This is a genomic window from Actimicrobium sp. CCC2.4 (genome assembly GCF_034347385.1).
Taxonomy (GTDB): Bacteria; Pseudomonadota; Gammaproteobacteria; order Burkholderiales; family Burkholderiaceae_D; genus Actimicrobium.
This window is the reverse complement of record NZ_CP133777.1, coordinates 4,114,216-4,132,208: the sequence shown is the minus strand read 5'-3', so window position 1 is coordinate 4,132,208 and position 17,993 is coordinate 4,114,216. Positions and strand designations below refer to the sequence as shown.

Here is a 17,993-nt window from a genome sequence, read left to right as displayed (position 1 = left end):
CGCACCGGCCATGTCCGCCTGCGCCGGGAACACTTACATCGCTTTGACCTGCTAGGAAACACATGACATCACTCTGGTTACGCACCCTGATCTTCGCGGGCTCCGCCGCGCTGCTGCCGCTGGCTTCGCATGCGGCCAGTCCGGCCGATCCCGGCAAGGTCTTGCGCTATGTCTTCCCGGCCGCCGAGACCGGTTTTGATCCGGCCATCGCCCGTGACCTGTATTCGGCACAAGTACTGCAGTCGGTCTTCGAGACGCTCTATACCTACGATTACCTGGCCCGGCCCGCCAAGCTCGTTCCACTGACCGCCGATGGCATGCCGGAAGTGACCGAGGAAGGCAAGGTCTATACGATCCGCCTGAAAAAAGGCATCTTTTTTTATCCCGACGCTGCCTTCAACGGCAAGCCGCGCGAACTGACGATGGCCGATTACGTGTACTCATACCGTCGCCTGTTCGACCCGAAACTGGCCTCGCCGCACACCTGGCTGTTCGAGGGCAAGGTCATCGGTCTCGACGACCTCGCGAAAGAAGCCAAGAAGACCGGCAAGTTTGACTACGACAGCCCGATCGCCGGCTTCGAACTCCTTGATCCGTACACCTTGCGCATCCGCCTGACCCAGCCCGACTTCAACCTCGGCATGATCCTGGCGCACCAGCCGACTGGCGCCGTCGCGCGCGAAGTGATCGAAAAATACCGCGACACCGGTGGCCAGGTCATGGCCAATCCGGTCGGCACCGGACCGTATCACCTGACCGAGTGGGTGCGCTCGTCGCGCATCGCACTGACGGCCAGCCCGGCCTATCGCGGGTATGTCTGGGACTTCAAGGCCGGCAGCGATCCTGAAGACGCGGCCATCGTCGCGAAAATGAAAGGCAAGCGCATGCCGCAGATCGGTCGCGTCGAGATCGCCGTGATGGTCGAAGACCAGTCACGCCTGCTGGCTTTCCAGAATGATGAAATCGACCTGTTCGAATTGCAGGGACCGCTGGCACCGCAACTGCTCAGTGGTGGCAAGCTCAAACCCGAGTTTGCCAAAAAGGGCTATCAGCTCTCGCGCATCGTCGACCCCGAATCGAGCTACTACTACTGGAACATGCAGGACCCGGTGCTGGGCGGATTCGAAAAACAGCACATCGCACTGCGTCGCGCCATCGCGATGGCGCATAACGTCGAAGAAGAAATCCGGTTAGTCTGGAATGGTGAAGCCATCGCACTGCAGTATCCGATCCCGCCCGGCGTGGTCGGTCACGACCCGTCGTACAAGAGCTCGATCCAGTACGACCCGGTCGCCGCCAATGCCCTGCTCGACAAATTCGGCTACAAGAAAGGCGGTGACGGCTACCGCAACCTGCCCAACGGCCAGCCATTCACGATCCGCTATTCGGCCCGCAACGACAGCACCGGCCAGCAGCAAACCGAGATGTGGAAGAAGACCTACGACTCGATCGCCATCCGCATGAGCGGCGACGTGCGCCCGTTCCCGGATTTGCTGAAAGCCGAAAAGTCCTGCCAGCTGCAAACCCGCACCTCGCCATGGATTGCCGACTATCCCGATGGCGATAATTTCATGCAGTTGTACTACGGCCCGAACACCGGCCAGAACAACAATGGCTGCGTGAAGATTCCGGCCTACGACGAGTTGTACCGGGCCTCGCAAAAGCTACCGGACGGTCCCGAGCGCGACCTGATTTATCACAAGATGACCCGCATCATGGAACTGTATTCGGCCCAGCGATTGGGCTATGCACGCTACCGCAACATGGTGGCGCAAGCGCGCGTGATCGGCTTCAAGAAGCATCCGATCGTGCATGGCGAGTGGATGTACTTTGATATCGAGAAAACCAAATGATGCTGCGTACCTTGACCCTGAGTTCGCTGATGCTGGTTGGCCAGCTGGCGAGTGCCGCACCGGCCCGTCCGCTGATTCCTCTGATCGATGCCGCGCAAGTCGCGCCCTTGTGCCAGTCCGGCCTGGCCGACTTGCGCCTGCGCGCCGCCGCGATGCCCGCGCTGCCACCCGAAAAAGCGCGTGATGCCGGCGTCCTGTTCGCCGAATGGAATCGCCTGCAGATCGCCTTGCAGGATGTCGAAGGCCCGTTCGATATCCTCAGCAATGTCTCGCCGGACAAGGCCACCCGCAGCGCAATGGAAGCCTGCCTGGTCGACATCAGCCAGTTCGAAACCGACCTGAACCAGAACCCGGTCGTGTACGCGCAATTCAAGGCCGTCACCCCGCGTGATGCGATCGAAACCAAGCTGCGTCAGGATGTGCTGGACCGCCTTGAAGACACCGGTGCCGCGCTCGCCCCGGCGCAGCAGGTCCGCCTGAAAGAAATCCTGAAACAGCTCGAAGAACTCGGCCAAGCCTTCGCCCGCAACGTGCGCGACAACAGCACGCAGCAAGTCTTCAGCGCGCAGGAAGTCACCGGCTTGCCGGCCGATTATCTGGCGCGCGCCAAGCGTGACGACAAGGGTAATTATTTGCTCGGTTACGCCACGCCGGAATACCTGCCGTTCATGGAATACGCCGACGATGCCAATGCCCGCAAGCGCTATCAGGCGGCCTACACCAATCGCGGCACCACGGCCAATCCACCCATGCTGAAAGAAGCGATGGCCTTGCGCCAGGAACTTGCCGGCCTGTTCGGTTTGCCGACCTATGCCGATTACGTGATCCGCCGTCGCATGGCAAAAACACCGGCAGCGGTGTTCGGCTTCCTTGATGAAGTTCAGGCAGCAGTCACCGCGCTGGAGAAAAAGGAAATCGCCGAACTGCGCGCCTTCAAGGCGGAGACGCTGAAGACCGCCTTGGCCGACACCCGTATCGAACGCTGGGACGCCGGTTACTGGCAGCAGAAGTTGAAGAAGGCGCGCTACGACGTCGACCAGAATGCGCTGCGTGCGTACTTCCCGACACCGGCCGCGCTGGCCTGGATCATGGATGTCTCGGCGCGCTTGTACGGTGTCAGCTTCACCCGCGTGGAGGTCCCGGTCTGGCATGCCGACGTCCAGTACTACGATGTCTTCGACACCAGATCGGCACAGCGCATCGGTGGCATTTATCTCGATCCGTTCCCGCGCGAAGGCAAATACGGCCATGCCGCTGCGTTTGGCATCCGTGGTGTCAGCACGCTGGCGCAGCGCACGCCGGTATCGGTACTGGTGACCAATTTCAATCGCACCGGCCTGTCCAGCGACGAACTCGAAACCATGGTCCACGAGTTCGGCCACGTGCTGCATGGCGTGCTGTCGCAGACCCGTTACGTGTCGCAGGCCGGCACCCGCGTCGAGCGCGATTTTGTTGAAGCGCCGTCGCAGATGTACCAAGAATGGGCGCGTCGCAAGGAGTCGCTGGTATCGCTGGCAAACTTCTGCAGCACGCCTTGTCCGGTGGTCGACGATGCCTTGTTGTCGCGCCTGACGGCAGCACATAACTTCGGTCGCGGTCTGCGCTACGGCCGCCAGTTGCTGTACGCGCGTTATGACATGAACGTCTACACCATGAAGTCCGGCGATCCGCTGGCGATCTGGAACACGATGGAAGCCGCGACCCCGCTCGGCCATGTCGCCGGCACCGAATTCCCCGGCCAGTTCGGTCACATCATGGGCGGCTATTCGGCCGGCTATTACGGCTACATGTGGTCCGAAGTGCTGGCCCTCGACATGCTGTCGGCGTACCAGAACAAGCTGATGGACCCGGTCGTCGGCCAGCGTTATCGCCAGACCATCCTGTCGCGCGGCGGTGAAGTGCGCGGTGCCGACATGGTGCGCGAATTCCTCGGACGCGCACCGGACAGCAAGGCATTTTTCGACGAAATTTCCGGCCAACGGCTGCACTGAGAGGACCCGAGCACACCATGACTTCCTACATATTGCGGCGCCTGTGGCAAATGCTGCCGACCATGCTGGGCGTGATCCTGCTGGTCTTCCTGCTGTTCAATTGGGTAGGCGGCGACCCGGCCTACATCCTGGCCGGCAAGATGTCGAACGCCGAACAGATTGCCAACATCCGCACCCAGCTCGGCATCGACCAGCCGTTCTACGTGCAGCTGTGGATCTTCATCAAGCAGATCGCCACCTTCGATTTCGGCAGCAGCTGGAGCACCGGCGAAAAAGTCTCGAATGTGATCCTGTCGCGCCTCGGCCCGTCGCTCACCGTGCTCATCCCATTGACCATCCTCGAGACCGTGCTGGCAGTCGGCCTGGCACTGGGCATCGCCTTCGTGCGCGGCTCATTGACCGATCGCGCCATCATGGTCGCCTGTACCATCGGCATGTCGATCAGCATCCTGGTCTACATCATCGTGTTCCAGTACTTCTTTGCCTACAAGCTGGGCCTGTTCCCGGTGCAGGGCTGGGGCGACAGCTTCCTCGAAAACCTGTTCAAGTATTCGCTGCTGCCGATCATCATCGGCCTGGCCGTCAGCGTCGCGCCGACACTGCGGCTGTTCCGCACCTTCGTGCTTGATGAAGTCAATCAGGATTACGTCCGCACCGCGCGCGCCAAAGGCGTGTCCGAGCGCCGCATCCTGTGGGTGCATGTCTTGCGCAATGCCGCCATCCCTATCATCACGCACGTCATGTCGAACTTGCCGGCCTTGCTGATCGGCGCCTTCCTGATCGAGCGCTTTTTCTCGATCCCGGGCATAGGCCGCGAAGTCATTCTGGCTGTTGAACGCAGTGACTTCCCGGTCATCAAGGCGATCACGGTCTATGTCGCCGCCGCCACGATGATCTTTAATTTGCTCACGGACTTGATGTACCAGGCCGTCGATCCACGCGTACAACTGAAGTAGGAACTGGATTCATGGCACATATCGATACAGCAGTTTCGCCGGGAATTTCGCCTGGAATTTCTCCGGGAATTTCGCCTGGACTATGGGCACTGGCATGGCGGCGTTTGCGCGCCGATACCGTGGCCATGGTGGCGCTGGCCATCGTGGTCGCCTATCTGGTGACGCTGGCGCTGTCGGCGACCGGGCTGGTGGCGTCCAACTGGGCTGACGAAGTCGGCGTGAATTACGCTCCGCCGACCTTCATGGGAGCGCAATCGGCGGCCGAACGCGGTGCCTCGCCGATCGAGCCCGGCCTGGCGGCACTGCCGCCCGAGAACCCGCTCGATCCTTTGAAAGACATCATCCGCGAATTGCGCGCGCAGACAGTGTCGCAGCAGCCGGTGATCGTCAATGACTACGGCATCCCCGATCCGATCGGTGCCGAGCTGGCCGAAGTGCGTGCCGACATCGCCAAGGGCGGTGCCGCCAAGGCCGCCATCGTGCGCAAGGAAACGCTGCCGTTCGGGGCCGACAAATGGGGCCACGACATCCTCCAGAAAACCATCAAGGGTGCTGAAACCTCGATCGTCGTTGGTCTGGTGGCAGCCCTGCTGGCGACCTTCCTCGGTACCGTCTTCGGTGCGTTCTCGGGCTATTTCGGCGGCAAGGTCGATGACCTGTTCAACTGGTTTTACAGCATCTTCACGTCGGTGCCGTATCTGCTGCTGATCCTCGCAGTGGCCGCGGTGCTGCAGCAAAAAGGCGTGGTCACCATCGTGCTGATCCTTGGCCTGACCGGCTGGACCGGCACCTACCGGCTGATCCGTGCCGAATACCTGAAGCACAAGAACCGCGAATACGTCTGGGCAGCCGACGCGATCGGCGCGTCGCACATGCGCAAGATGTTCACGCATATTTTTCCGAACGTGAGCCACGTCGCGCTGGTGCAGGTGTCGATCCTGGTGGTGGGTTTCATCAAGGCCGAAGTGATCCTGAGCTTTCTGGGTTTTGGCGTGCCGGTCGGCACCGTGTCGTGGGGCAGCATGCTCAATGAAGCGCAGAACGAACTGATCCTCGGCAAGTGGTGGCAACTGGTGGCCGCGAGTGTTGCGATGGCGGTGCTGGTGACGGCGTTCTCGCTGTTTACCGATGCCTTGCGCGATGCGCTCGATCCGAAGCTCAAATAGGAATGACGATGACCACACCTCTGCTTTCAGTGAAGAACCTGCGCGTCAGTTTTTACACCGACAAGACCCACAGCGTCGAAGCCGTCAAGGGCATCTCGTTCGATATTCCGCGCAATACCACCATCGCACTGGTCGGTGAATCCGGCAGCGGCAAGTCGGTCAGTTCGCTGGCCGTGATGGGGCTGCTGTCGCCCGAGAACTCGATTGTCGATCCCACCAGCGTCATCGAATTCGAAGGCCGCAACCTGCTCGCGCTATCGATTGCCGAACGACGCAATCTGTGCGGCAAGGAGATCTCGATGATCTTCCAGGAACCGATGACGTCCTTGAATCCGGTCTTCACGGTCGGCTTCCAGATCGCCGAAGTGCTTCAGCTGCACATGAACATGGATAGCCGGCAGGCGCGCGCGCGCACGCTGGCGCTGCTCGAGGAAGTCGGCATTCCATCGCCGGCGACCAAGATCGACGACTACCCGAGCCAGCTGTCCGGCGGCCAGCAACAGCGCGTGATGATCGCGATGGCGATCGCCTGCGAACCGAAACTGCTGATCGCCGACGAGCCGACCACCGCGCTCGACGTAACCATCCAGAAGCAGATCATCGATCTGATCGATGCGCTGCGCAAAAAGCGCCAGATGTCGGTCCTGTTCATCACGCATGACCTGGCGCTGGTTGGTGAAATTGCCGACTCGGTGATCGTCATGCGCAACGGCGAAGTGCGCGAAAAAGGCGAGATCCGCCAGATCTTCGAAGCGCCGAAAGATCCGTACACCAAGGCCTTGCTGCGCTGCCGGCCATCGCTCGACGCCCGCCCGATGCGCCTGCCGGTGATCGCCGATTATCTGGAGGGCGATGGCGAACCGGCCGGCCTGCTCGAGCAGCGCAGCCGCGGCTTGAACGGTAGCGAAGACATCGTGCTCGACGTGCGCAATCTGGGCAAAAGTTTTTACACGCGCGAAGGCCTGTTCGGTCGCAAGGAATTCAAGGCCGTCAGCGATGTCTCGTTCAAGCTGGCGCGCGGCAAGACGCTCGGCGTGGTCGGCGAATCCGGTTCCGGCAAGACCACGGTCGGGCTGACGCTGCTGCGACTGCATCAGGCCACCTCGGGTCAGGCGCTGTTCGAGGGCAAGGATATTCTGGCGATGTCGAACAAGGAGTTCATGGCCTACAAGCGGCGCATCCAGATCATTTTTCAGAACCCGTATGCCTCGCTCAATCCGCGCTTCACGGTCGGCCAGATATTGCTCGAACCGATGCAGATCCATGCGATCGGTCGCGACGACAAGGAGCGCACCGGCATGGCGTATGCGCTGCTGAAAAAGGTCGGATTGCCGGAAGCGGCCTTCCATCGCTATCCGCATGAATTCTCGGGTGGCCAGCGCCAACGGATCGCGATTGCGCGCTGCCTGACACTGAAGCCCGAAGTACTGGTCTGCGATGAGTCGGTGTCGGCGCTGGATGTCTCGGTGCAGGCGCAGGTGCTGAACCTGCTGCAGGATCTGCAAGAAGAATTCAACATGAGCTACATCTTCATTTCGCATGATCTGGCAGTGGTCAAGTACATCGCCGATCAGGTCATGGTGATGAACCAGGGCAGCGTGGTCGAGCTGGCCAATTCGGACGAGCTATACCGTAATCCGCAGCATGCTTATACGCGGACTTTGCTGAGTGCGATTCCGAAGGGGTTGAAGCATTAGGATTGGGGTGCGGAGTCAGGGCATCCGGTGCAATGCCCGTTGGTTATTGCACCCTACGCAGTGAACCGCAGCCAGAGTTGTCGGGGTCAGAGTTTTTTTTCGCAGGGGGTATCGCGAAAATTACTCTGACCCCGACAACGGACGACGGAGTGCAGCCGGTCGCGTGCGGTTGTGCTCCGAATCCGCAAGCAGGGTCAGAGTAATTTTCGCGGTAAAGCGTCGCGAAAAAAAACTCTGACCCTGGTTGCTGCTGGTCTGGTTTGCGACCTCTGCATGGCGCGCTGGTTGCTTCTGATGTGGTTTGCGACTTTTGGAATACCCGCAGTACTTCGTTTTGTCATTTGTTTCCCTGATTTTTTCGAGGCCCCCACCCATGTTCGATACACTGCGCCACCTCTTCCACACCCTCATCCCCGCAGTCGACTTTTGCTCGCTGCGCATAGTTGACGAATCAGGCGAGCAGATCACTGTCCGCCAGAACATCCTGCAGCCACTCACCACCAGCATCGACCGCGGCGCGATGGTCACCATCATCCATCACGGCGGCTACGGTTATGCCGCCACCAGCGACCTGAGCAGCGCCGGCCTGAAAGACGCGATCGCCCGCGCGCAGGCCTGGGCCGCCGCCAGTGCCGGGCGCTCCGTCATCGACTACTCGACGATCACGATGCCGCATCCGGTCGGCCGCTATGCCAGTGCCGCCAGCACCGGCACCAACCGCAAGGACCTGATCGCACTGCTGATGCAGGAGTCGCAGGCCTGCCGGATCGATCCGCGCATCGTCGACTGGTCAGCTTCGGTCGGCACCATCAGCACGCATCAGTTGTACCTGACCAGCGGTGGCGGCGAGCTCGAACAGCAGTTCCGCTACGTGATCCCGAACCTGTCGGTCACCGCCAATCAGGGTGCCGATACCCAGACCCGCAGCCTTGGCGGCCAGTACAACGGCTATTGCCGGCAGGGTGGCCTGGAAGTACTGGCCGATGCCGGTTTTTATGGCAGTGGCGCACGTGTTGCTGCGCAGGCTATCGAACTGCTGGCCGCACCGAACTGCCCGAGCGGCACGATGGACCTGCTGCTGATGCCGGAACAGATGATGTTGCAGATCCACGAGTCGATCGGCCATCCGATCGAGCTCGACCGTATCCTCGGCGACGAGCGCAATTTTGCCGGCACCAGCTTCGTCACGCTCGACATGTTCGGCACCTTCCTGTACGGCTCGCCGCTGCTCAACGTGACCTACGATCCGACCCGCAGCGAGCAGTTCGCCAGCTACGGTTGGGACGATGAAGGCCAGCCTGCCGAGAAGACCTACGTGATCCAGAACGGCATACTCGAGCGTCCGCTGGGCGGCGCGATTTCGCAAGCCCGCGCCGGTATCGACGGCGTCGCCAACGCGCGCGCCTGCAGCTGGAACCGCGCGCCTATCGACCGCATGGCCAACCTCAATATCGAAGCCGGCGATAGCTCGCTCGACGACATGATCCGTTCGGTCGAACGCGGCGTGCTGATGGATACCAATGTCTCGTGGTCGATCGATGACTCGCGCAACAAGTTCCAGTTCGGTTGCGAAACCGGCCGGCTGATCGTCGATGGCGAGCTCAAGGACGTGGTCAAGAATCCGAATTATCGCGGCGTCTCGGAGTCGTTCTGGCGCTCGCTCAAAGCCGTCGGCAATGCGTCGACTGCCGATGTGATGGGCACGCCGTTTTGCGGCAAGGGCGAGCCGTCGCAAGTGATCCGGGTCGGCCATGCATCACCGGCCTGCCTGTTTGGCAATGTCGATGTGTTCGGCGGAGAAGCCTGATGAAAACCTATTTCTACCAACTGGCCGACTTCATCGCCGCGCGCCTGCAGGGCAGCGAGCAGTATCAATGCTGGTACTCGGCCGAGGCCTCGGACTTCGTGCGCTTCAACGTCAGCGCGATCCGCCAGAGCGGTCATGTACAGCAAGCCGCGCTGACCTTGCACCTGATCGATGGCCGTCGCCATGGATCGGCCACGGCCGCGCTGGCCGGTCATATCGCCGCCGACGGCGCGACCATCGAACAGCTGATCGCGACACTGCGCGGGCAATTGCCCGACCTGCCGGAAGACCCGCACTTGCTGGTCGCCACCGAGGTCAACTCGACCGAATTCATCGAACCCTCGCGCCTGCCATCGGCCGAAGCCATCGTCGATCAGGTACTGCGTGCATCGACCACCGTCGACCTGGTCGGCATCCTCGCGATGGGTCCGATGATGCGCGGTTTTGCGAATGCCGCCGGGCAGCGCAACTGGCATCAGAGCGCGACCTTCAACCTCGACTGGAGCCTCTATCAAAGCCGCGACAAGGCGGTCAAGACGTCGTATGCCGGCAGCGATTGGGACAGCCTCGAATTCGCCACGAAGATGCAGGACGCCATCGTGCAACTGGCGATGCTGCAGCGCGCGCCGGTGACGGTCAGGCCGGGCGCGTATCGCGCCTTCCTGACACCGACGGCACTGCACGAAATCGTCGGCATGTTCAATTGGGATGGATTGTCGGAGAAGTCGCTGCGCACCCGCCAGAGTGCGCTGCGACGCATGCGCGACGAAGGCTTGCGCCTCAATCCGGCGATCACGCTGAGCGAAGACACGCAGGGCGGTGTCGCGCCCGGCTTCCAGTCCGATGGCTTCATCAAGCCGCCGCGCATTGCGCTGATCGAGCAGGGCGTACTGACCGGCAGCATGATTTCACCGCGCACGGCGATGGAGTACGGACTCGTCAACAACGGGGCCGGCAGCGGCGAAGCGATGAGTTCAATCGACCTGGCCGGTGGTACCTTGCCGATGGCGAACGCGCTGGCCGAGCTGGGCACGGGCATCTTTGTCAGCAATCTCTGGTACCTGAATTTTTCGGACCGGGCCAATTGCCGCATCACCGGCATGACGCGCTTCGCCACCTTCTGGGTCGAGGATGGCGAGATCAAGGCGCCGCTCAACGTGATGCGTTTTGACGAGTCGGTGTTCCGCCTGCTGGGGGATAAACTGCTGGCGCTGACGAGCGAGCGCGAACTGCTGCTCGACAGCGATTCGTATGGCGAGCGGGCCAACGGCAGCGCGCGCTTGCCGGGTGCGCTGGTGAAGGATTTCACGTTCGTGTTGTAATGTTTTTATGCTTTCCAACCTCTGACCGGCCACAAGAACAATGAACAATGACCAGCCACTCCCTCCGTCCAAACGCTGGATGATTCCCGTCGCCGTGGTCGTCGTGATTGCCGTCGCCGGTGGCGTGATGTCGATGCGTCCGGCCAAACCGGTCGAGCCGGAAAAAAATGCTGCACCGGCCGTGATGGAACTGGCCGCCGCCGATGTCTTCACCGTCATCGCGCGCGACCTGCGCGTACAACTGCCGATGTCGGGCGCGCTGACCGCGCAGCAGCAAGCCATCGTCAAGTCCAAAGTGGCCGGCGAAGTGCGCGCAGCACCGGTCGCCGAAGGCATCCGGGTGCGTCGTGGTGAAGTGGTCGTGCGGCTCGATACGGCCGATCTGAAGGCGCGTGTCGGTGTGCAGGAAGGCGCGCTCGATGACGCCCGTGCCCGCCTCGCGCTGGCCGGCAAGAACCGCGAAAACAGCAACGAACTCCTGAAGCAAAAATTCATTTCCCAGAACGCGCTCGACACCACGCAAAATGGCGTCGACCTCGCGCAGGCCGCCGTCAAGTCGGCCAGCGCCCAGCTCGACATCGCCCGTCGTGCGTTCGATGATGCACAAGTCCGTTCGCCGATCGACGGCATCATCAGCAAGCGCTACGTGCAGGCCGGCGAAAAAGCCACGCCCGACATGGCGCTATTTGCTGTCGTTGATCTGTCGCGGCTGATCCTCGAAGCGCCGGTGCCGGCCAGCGAGATTCCGCGTGTGCAGGTCGGGCAGGGCGTGACTTTTGCGGTCGACGGTTTCGGCCCGCGCGTGTTCACCGGCGACGTGGTGCGCATCAATCCGGCCGCCGAAGCCGGCTCGCGCGCGATCATGGTGTATGTCGCGGTGGCCAATGCCGACGGCGCGCTCAAGTCGGGCATGTATGCCAAGGGCGGCATCACGCTCGGCAAATCATCGCTGGTGCCGGCGGTGCCGGTGGCGGCATTGCGCAGCAAGGACGGCGTGACTACGGTGCTGCGCATCGCCGACGGCAAGATCATTGAACAGGTGGTCCGGCCCGGCTTGCGCAATGACGATGAAGGCATGGTCGAAATTACCGCTGGCCTGTCGGTCGGCATGCCGGTGCTGGCCGTCAAGCTCGATGGCATCAAGGCCGGTTCGCTGGTCAAACTGCCTGCGACGAAAGGCTGACCATGTGGATCACCAAGGTCAGTATCCGCAATCCGGTATTTGCGACGATGGTGATGGTGGCGCTGATGGTGCTGGGGCTGGCGTCGTACCGTAGCCTCGGCGTCGAGAAGATGCCGGATGTGCAGTTTCCGTTCGTGTTCATCCAGGTGCTGTATCCGGGCGCGTCGCCGGAAGCGGTCGAGAACGACATCACCAAGCCGATCGAGAACGTCGTCAACACGGTGCGCGGCGTCAAGAAAATCGTCTCGAGTTCGTTCGAAGGCCGCTCGCTGACTTTCATTGAATTTGATTTGTCGGCCAACATGGACCACGGCATCCAGGAAGTGCGCGACAAGATCGCTACCGTCCGCGCTGCCTTCCCGAAAGACGCCAAGGAACCGTTCGTCGCGCGTCAGGAAGAGAACGCCCAGCCGGTCGCGACGCTGACGCTGACCTCGGCCAGCGGCGACATGCGCGCCTTGTCGACGCTGTCCGAACAGGTCGTCGTCAAGCGCCTGCAAAACGTCGCCGGCGTCGGCCAGGTCACCACCGGCGGCAACACCAGCCGGCAGATCCTGATCAACGTCGACCCGTCGCGCATGACCGCGCAAAACATCGGCATCGACGAAGTGCTGCGCGCGATCCAGATCACCAACCAGGACATGCCGGCCGGGGTCATCAGCCGCGGGCCGTCCGAACAGCTGGTGCGGGTCGAAGGCAAGATCAAGGACCCGCGCGCGTTCGGCAAGATCGTCGTCGCGCGCCGTGCCAGCGGTCCGGTGTTTCTGGATCAGGTCGCCGACATCGTCGATGGCGAACGCGAAGAAACCTCGATCTCGCGCGTCAATGGCCAGCGCGCGATCAACATCAACATCACCAAGGTGCAGGACGCCAACATCATCGAAGTCGGCACCGGCCTGAAAAAAGCCGTTGCCGACATGGCAAAAACCCTGCCCGCCGGCAGCACGCTGACCATCGTCAATTCGAATTCGGATTCGGTCGAACGCCAGCTCGATGGCGTCAAGGCCACCATCCTCGAAGGCGCGGTGCTGACGATGCTGATCGTGTTCCTGTTCCTGCATTCGTGGCGCAGCACCATCATCACCGGCCTGACTTTGCCGATCTCGGTGATGGCGACCTTCATCGCGATGAAGGCGTTCGGCTTCACGATCAATGCACTGACCTTGATGGCGCTGTCGCTGTGCATCGGTCTGCTGATCGATGACGCGATCGTGGTCCGCGAGAACATCGTGCGCCATCTCGGCATGGGCAAGAGCCACAAGGACGCTGCCAACGACGGCACCAGTGAAATCGGCCTGGCGGTGATGGCAACGACCTTCGCCATCGTCGCGGTATTCGTGCCGGTGGCGTTCATGGACGGCATCATCGGCCGCTTCTTTTTGCAGTTCGGGATCACGGTGACGGTGGCGGTGCTGGTGTCGCTGTTCGTCAGCTTCACGCTGGACCCGATGCTGTCGTCGGTCTGGCGCGATCCGGTCGAGAACCGCTTCCGCTATCTGCCTTGGCTGGGCAGGTTGATGGAACGCATCGAGCACGGCATCGACCGGCTGCATGTGCGCTATGGCCGTGCGCTGGAGTGGGCGCTGCGCTGGCGCAAAGTCACGCTGTTGTCGGCGCTGTTGCTGTTCGTCGGCAGCCTCGCGCTGGTGCCGCTGATCGGTGCCGAGATGTTCCCGGAAACCGACGAGGGTTTCGTCACCTTGAAGTTCAAGACCGCGGTCGGTTCCAGCCTGGCCTACACCGATGAAAAAATCCGCCAGGTCGAAACCGCGCTGAAAGACTTCCCCGAAATCGCCAGCGTCATCACCACCGTTGGCGGGCAGGATGGGGCCAATACTGCCGAAGTCAGCCTGAAACTGACCGACCGCAAAAGCACCGGGCGACGCCGTCAGAAAGACCTCGAAGCGCTGATTCGCCAACGCCTCAAACCGATCGCCGGACTGGAGCTTTCAGTCGGATTTCAGAAGGCGATTTACATCGCCATCCTCGGCCAGGACATCGCCAAACTCGATGCAGTCGCCAAGCAGGTGATGCTGAAACTGGCCACGATCAAGGGCGTCACCGATCTCGAAAACAGCCTCGCCGCATCGACCCCGTCGGTGGTCGTGAAGATCGACAACGAGCGCGCCAGCGACCTCGGCCTGACGCAGCAGCAGATCGGCGCGGCGCTGCGGCCCTTCGTCGCCGGCGACACCACCAGCTACTGGCTGGCGCAGGATGGCCAGAATTACGAGGTCAATGTGCAGCTGCCGAAAGCCGGACGCGAACGCATCACCGACCTCGGCAACCTGTCGGTCGCCAGCAAGAACCTGACGCCCGATGGCCGCGTCATCATGGTGCCGCTGCGCCAGGTCGTCGAGTTCATCCCGGCGACCAGCCCGCAAGTCATCAAGCGGCAGGCGCTGCAGCGCCGCGTCGGCATCTACGGCAATGTCGAAGGCCGACCGGCCGGCGACGTCAACAAGGAAGTGCAAGCCATCATCAAGACCATCGACCTGCCGGACGGCGTGCGCTTCGATGTCGGCGGGCAGGCCGAGCAGATGAAGGACATGCTGGGCGCGGCGGTGGCTGCGCTCGGTATCGCGGTGATCTTCATCTACCTGGTGCTGGCTTCGCAGTTCGGCAGCTTTTTGCAACCGGTGGCGATCATGGTCTCGCTGCCGCTGTCGCTGATCGGCGTGCTGCTCGCGCTGTTGATCACCGGCAGCACGCTCAACATGTTCTCTATCATCGGCTTCATCATGCTGATGGGGCTGGTGACCAAGAACGCAATCCTGCTGGTCGACTTCACCAACCATTCGCAGCTGGCCGGACAAAGTCAGCACGACGCAATCCTGACAGCCGGGCAAGTGCGCTTGCGGCCTATCCTGATGACGACGATGGCGATGATTTTCGGGATGCTGCCGATGGCGCTGGGGATCGGGGATGGCGGCGAATCGCAGGCGCCGATGGGGCGCGCGGTGATCGGCGGCGTGATCACCTCGACGCTACTGACCTTGCTGGTGGTGCCGGTGGCTTATACGTATCTGGATGCGTGGGGGCGGCGGGCGAAGGGGTTTTTTCGGGGGGCGGAGGCGCCATCGATTTGCGGAGAGTGAGGTGCCGCAGTGTCATTTCCGTGAAGATTTTGCCCGGGCGGATTTGCAAATCTTTTTGTGCTCAGCATTTCGGCAATATTGAACCTTGTCGACGCGTGGCACTCAATTTCTTCGTGGTTTAACTTGATACGGAGAGTTGCTATGAAAATGACATTCGTTTTTATCCGGGCGGCCTTGGCAGGGTTTATCGTGGCGCTGTTTGCATCTCCGGCAATGGCGCAATATGACTATTACCAATCTTCATCGTTTTTGAGCAACCAGTTTAATTATCCGAGCCTGGCACCGTCGCCGGGCGAAAAATGGTCTCAACCCGGAAGTACGCCGAAAAAACGGGGGGCAGAAGCACCGCCGCCAGCGTCGGGCAACACTAACCGCCGCGCCAGCACGAACAACAACCCGCTGCCTTACTCGCGCGATAAGGCGCTCTCTGTACAAATCCGCGAAACTTTTTTGCGCGACTTCGCGAAACAAATGCCGGACGCTGTCGATGACATCCGCGAAGCTGCGGAAAAGACTGATCTGGTGCAAGCCATGGCGGGATTTGCGCAGATTGAGGGGCTCGATAGCGGCACCATGGAAGGCATGATGGCACTGTGGTATGGACAGGCATGGGCGATTGCAAACCAGCAACCCATGCCATCAAAACAGCAGTATCAAGGCATCGCCAATCAGTTGCGCAAGAGTATGAAAAATTCGCCCCAGTGGTCGCAGATGAATAGCAAACAACGTCAGGAATTTATTGAGCAGCTTGCTTATCCGCTCATCGTGCAGAAGGCGAATTACCAGGCTTATCTGAAGCAAGGCAAGAAAGATTCGATGGCGCGGATGTCGGCCGCAACGCACGAAGGACTCAAGAAAATCGGGCTCCATTTGCGCAATTTGAAGCTCAGTAACAACGGATTTGTTGGCTGACAGAGCAATGAATAGGGTTTGCACAACCTAAAAAAATGCCGGGTGCGGCAGCAAGCATCAAGGGTCGTAGGGCGCAATAACCGAAGGGCATTGCACCGAATGGTTCGCTTGCGGTTGATGAAACTGTTGATGCTCCGGCACGACGAAGCGAAGCGCAGCCGGCAGCCCCCGTTGCCAACGAACGCCTAGGCGAATCCCCGTTGCCGGCCTCGCGCAAGAAACGCAAGCCAGCACTGTCCTGATCCTTATTCGTCGACCGTCATCCCCGTCTTCCGCACCGCACCCGCCTCATGAAAATGATGCACATCGCGCTGCGGATACGGCAGCGAACAACCACCTGCTTCGAGTCCTTCCTTGCAGCGCTGCACCAGGTCGAGCTTGGTATCCCACCAGTCGGACCGGCTGGTCCAGACCCGGAACAGGATGTTGACCGAACTGTCGCCCAGCTTGTCGACCTTGATCAATGGCGCCGGCGTGGCGAGGATGCGCGGATCGGCCGCGGCGATCTGCTGCAGGATGGCCAGCGCAGTCGGGATGCTGTCGGTATAGGCGATGCCGTAGCCCTCGTCGATGCGGCGGATGTCATTGTCGGTGACCGACAGGTTGACGATGGTCTGGCCCCAGATTTTGGAATTCGGAATGAAGACCGCCGGCCCGTCCGGCAAGTGGCCCTTGCAGATGAAGAAACCGACCGCGTCGATGATGTAGACCTGGCTATCGAGCTGGACTACGTCGCCGATCTTGAACGGCCGGAAGAACAAAATCATCACGCCGGCGGCGACATTACTCAGCGTGCCCTGCAAGGCCAGGCCGACCGCCAGGCCGGCGGCACCGAGCACCGCGATCAGGCTGGTGGTCTCGACGCCGAAACGGTTGAGCACCGCCACCAGCGTGAAGATCAGGATCGCGACCCGGACTATCTTGCCGGGCAGGTAGTGAAATACCGGATCGATCCGGCTCGAGCGGCGCATCGCCCGGTCGATCAGGCGTGCGACCCAGCCCGCCACCAGTGTGCCGATGATTAGCGTGACGATGGCACCAATCACGTTGATGCCATAGCTGAGCAGATAGCCGGTCAGGATGTCGATGAGGTGTTTGATCTGGTCATTCATGAATGCACTTTATGGAGGAGGGCGCCGAGCGCCGGACCAGACGAGGGTGGCGTAATAGATTGGTGGCGTCAACAGGTCATCTCGCAGCGCCATGCCAGCTGTGCTGACTCGGGGGGTATCGTACCCACGCGAACGCACCGACGAACCGTCGGAATTGGCGCAGAAACCGGGCTCGCACGCGTGGGTAACTATGCTTCGCTGTCGTTACTCGTCCCTACCGATGTACATCGGATTAGGCGCGATATACGCGATCACCGGATGGCCAAGAAAGCCCGGCGGCGCGACGCGCATCAGGTCGACGCGCGATACCTGCAGCGGTCCGTCGAAACTCCATGCGAAGGTTTTGTTTCCCGAGACGAAGCGGACGACTTCGCCGCCGGTGACGTTGACGTGCTCCGTTCCAGGTGTCAGCACAATGGTCTTGATGGCGGCTTCGGGCGGAGCCGCAATGCCGAGCAGGCTCAGTGGTTGCTCGGGAAAAGTCGTGGCGCAGCCGGCGCTCAGGGCGGCGGCGAACAGGAAAGGGATAAGTCGGGCTTGCATGATGCAGTTCCTTTAATGCGGTTGAAATGGAGGTTGCCGGATTGGCGGGCAAGCCTGGTCAGCGGTGACCGCCCCATCCGCCGCCGTAGCCACCGCGACCACCGCGGAAGCCGAATCCGAAATCCAGAATAACGGGCGGGCCGACATAAACGGGTTGCGGGGCCTGGTAATACACGGGGCCGGAGGAGTAGACCGGGCCTGGTTGGGCATAGTATGGGCGCTCGTAATAGCCGTTGTAAGCGGGCGGCGGCCCGTAGACAGCGCATCCCCCGAGCAAGACAGAAACCGCTCCCAGCAAAATCAATGATGCGGGTTTCATGATGGGCTCCTTTGAATTGGCCAGTATAGAAATC

Annotated in this window: 13 protein-coding genes; 10 read left to right on the top strand and 3 right to left on the bottom strand. The window is 61.2% G+C overall.

Features of this window, described 5'->3' with window-relative positions; translation table 11 throughout:
- Positions 1–62 precede the first annotated feature (62 nt).
- The 10 genes from RHM62_RS18925 to RHM62_RS18880 all read left to right on the top strand — a co-directional run bounded on the left by RHM62_RS18925 (position 63) and on the right by RHM62_RS18880 (position 15,985).
- Complete coding sequence (locus tag RHM62_RS18925; RefSeq protein WP_322123568.1) at positions 63–1,853, top strand: ABC transporter substrate-binding protein; 1,791 nt, start codon at positions 63–65, stop codon at positions 1,851–1,853.
- Entirely contained in the window at positions 1,850–3,844 is a 1,995-nt protein-coding gene (locus tag RHM62_RS18920) for a M3 family metallopeptidase (RefSeq protein ID WP_322123567.1), read from the top strand. Before RHM62_RS18925 ends, RHM62_RS18920 begins: the two co-directional genes overlap by 4 nt.
- 17 nt (positions 3,845–3,861) lie before the next feature.
- Positions 3,862–4,800: an ABC transporter permease gene (locus RHM62_RS18915; RefSeq protein WP_322123566.1), complete on the top strand. Its 939-nt coding sequence runs from the start codon at positions 3,862–3,864 to the stop codon at positions 4,798–4,800.
- 11 nt (positions 4,801–4,811) lie between these two features.
- The gene (locus RHM62_RS18910; protein ID WP_322123565.1) at positions 4,812–5,966 is read left to right on the top strand and encodes an ABC transporter permease; all 1,155 of its coding nucleotides are present in this window, start codon (positions 4,812–4,814) and stop codon (positions 5,964–5,966) included.
- Between the two features lie 8 nt (positions 5,967–5,974).
- Positions 5,975–7,663, top strand: coding sequence for an ABC transporter ATP-binding protein (locus RHM62_RS18905; protein ID WP_416172276.1), 1,689 nt, complete (start codon positions 5,975–5,977; stop codon positions 7,661–7,663).
- Positions 7,664–8,036: 373 nt separating this feature from the next.
- On the top strand, positions 8,037–9,470 hold the full coding sequence (locus RHM62_RS18900) for a TldD/PmbA family protein (protein WP_322123563.1): 1,434 nt from the start codon (positions 8,037–8,039) through the stop codon (positions 9,468–9,470).
- The gene (locus tag RHM62_RS18895; RefSeq protein WP_322123562.1) at positions 9,470–10,792 is read left to right on the top strand and encodes a TldD/PmbA family protein; all 1,323 of its coding nucleotides are present in this window, start codon (positions 9,470–9,472) and stop codon (positions 10,790–10,792) included. The genes RHM62_RS18900 and RHM62_RS18895 overlap by 1 nt, the downstream gene beginning before the upstream one ends.
- 40 nt (positions 10,793–10,832) lie before the next feature.
- Positions 10,833–11,975 carry an efflux RND transporter periplasmic adaptor subunit gene (locus RHM62_RS18890; RefSeq protein ID WP_322123561.1) on the top strand — a complete coding sequence of 381 codons (1,143 nt, stop codon included), beginning with the start codon at positions 10,833–10,835 and terminating at the stop codon, positions 11,973–11,975.
- Positions 11,976–11,977: 2 nt separating this feature from the next.
- Positions 11,978–15,073: an efflux RND transporter permease subunit gene (locus RHM62_RS18885; protein ID WP_322123560.1), complete on the top strand. Its 3,096-nt coding sequence runs from the start codon at positions 11,978–11,980 to the stop codon at positions 15,071–15,073.
- A gap of 141 nt (positions 15,074–15,214) precedes the next feature.
- Positions 15,215–15,985: a DUF6683 family protein gene (locus RHM62_RS18880; protein ID WP_322123559.1), complete on the top strand. Its 771-nt coding sequence runs from the start codon at positions 15,215–15,217 to the stop codon at positions 15,983–15,985.
- A 245-nt stretch (positions 15,986–16,230) separates the two neighbouring features.
- On the opposite strand, the gene RHM62_RS18875 is transcribed toward RHM62_RS18880, so the two are convergent.
- From RHM62_RS18875 to RHM62_RS18865, 3 genes are all read right to left on the bottom strand, one after another.
- Entirely contained in the window at positions 16,231–17,097 is an 867-nt protein-coding gene (locus tag RHM62_RS18875; RefSeq protein ID WP_322123558.1) for a mechanosensitive ion channel family protein, read from the bottom strand.
- 204 nt (positions 17,098–17,301) lie between these two features.
- Positions 17,302–17,640: a CzcE family metal-binding protein gene (locus RHM62_RS18870; protein WP_322123557.1), complete on the bottom strand. Its 339-nt coding sequence runs from the start codon at positions 17,638–17,640 to the stop codon at positions 17,302–17,304.
- A 58-nt stretch (positions 17,641–17,698) separates the two neighbouring features.
- Positions 17,699–17,959, bottom strand: coding sequence for a hypothetical protein (locus RHM62_RS18865; RefSeq protein WP_322123556.1), 261 nt, complete (start codon positions 17,957–17,959; stop codon positions 17,699–17,701).
- Positions 17,960–17,993: the final 34 nt, after the last annotated feature.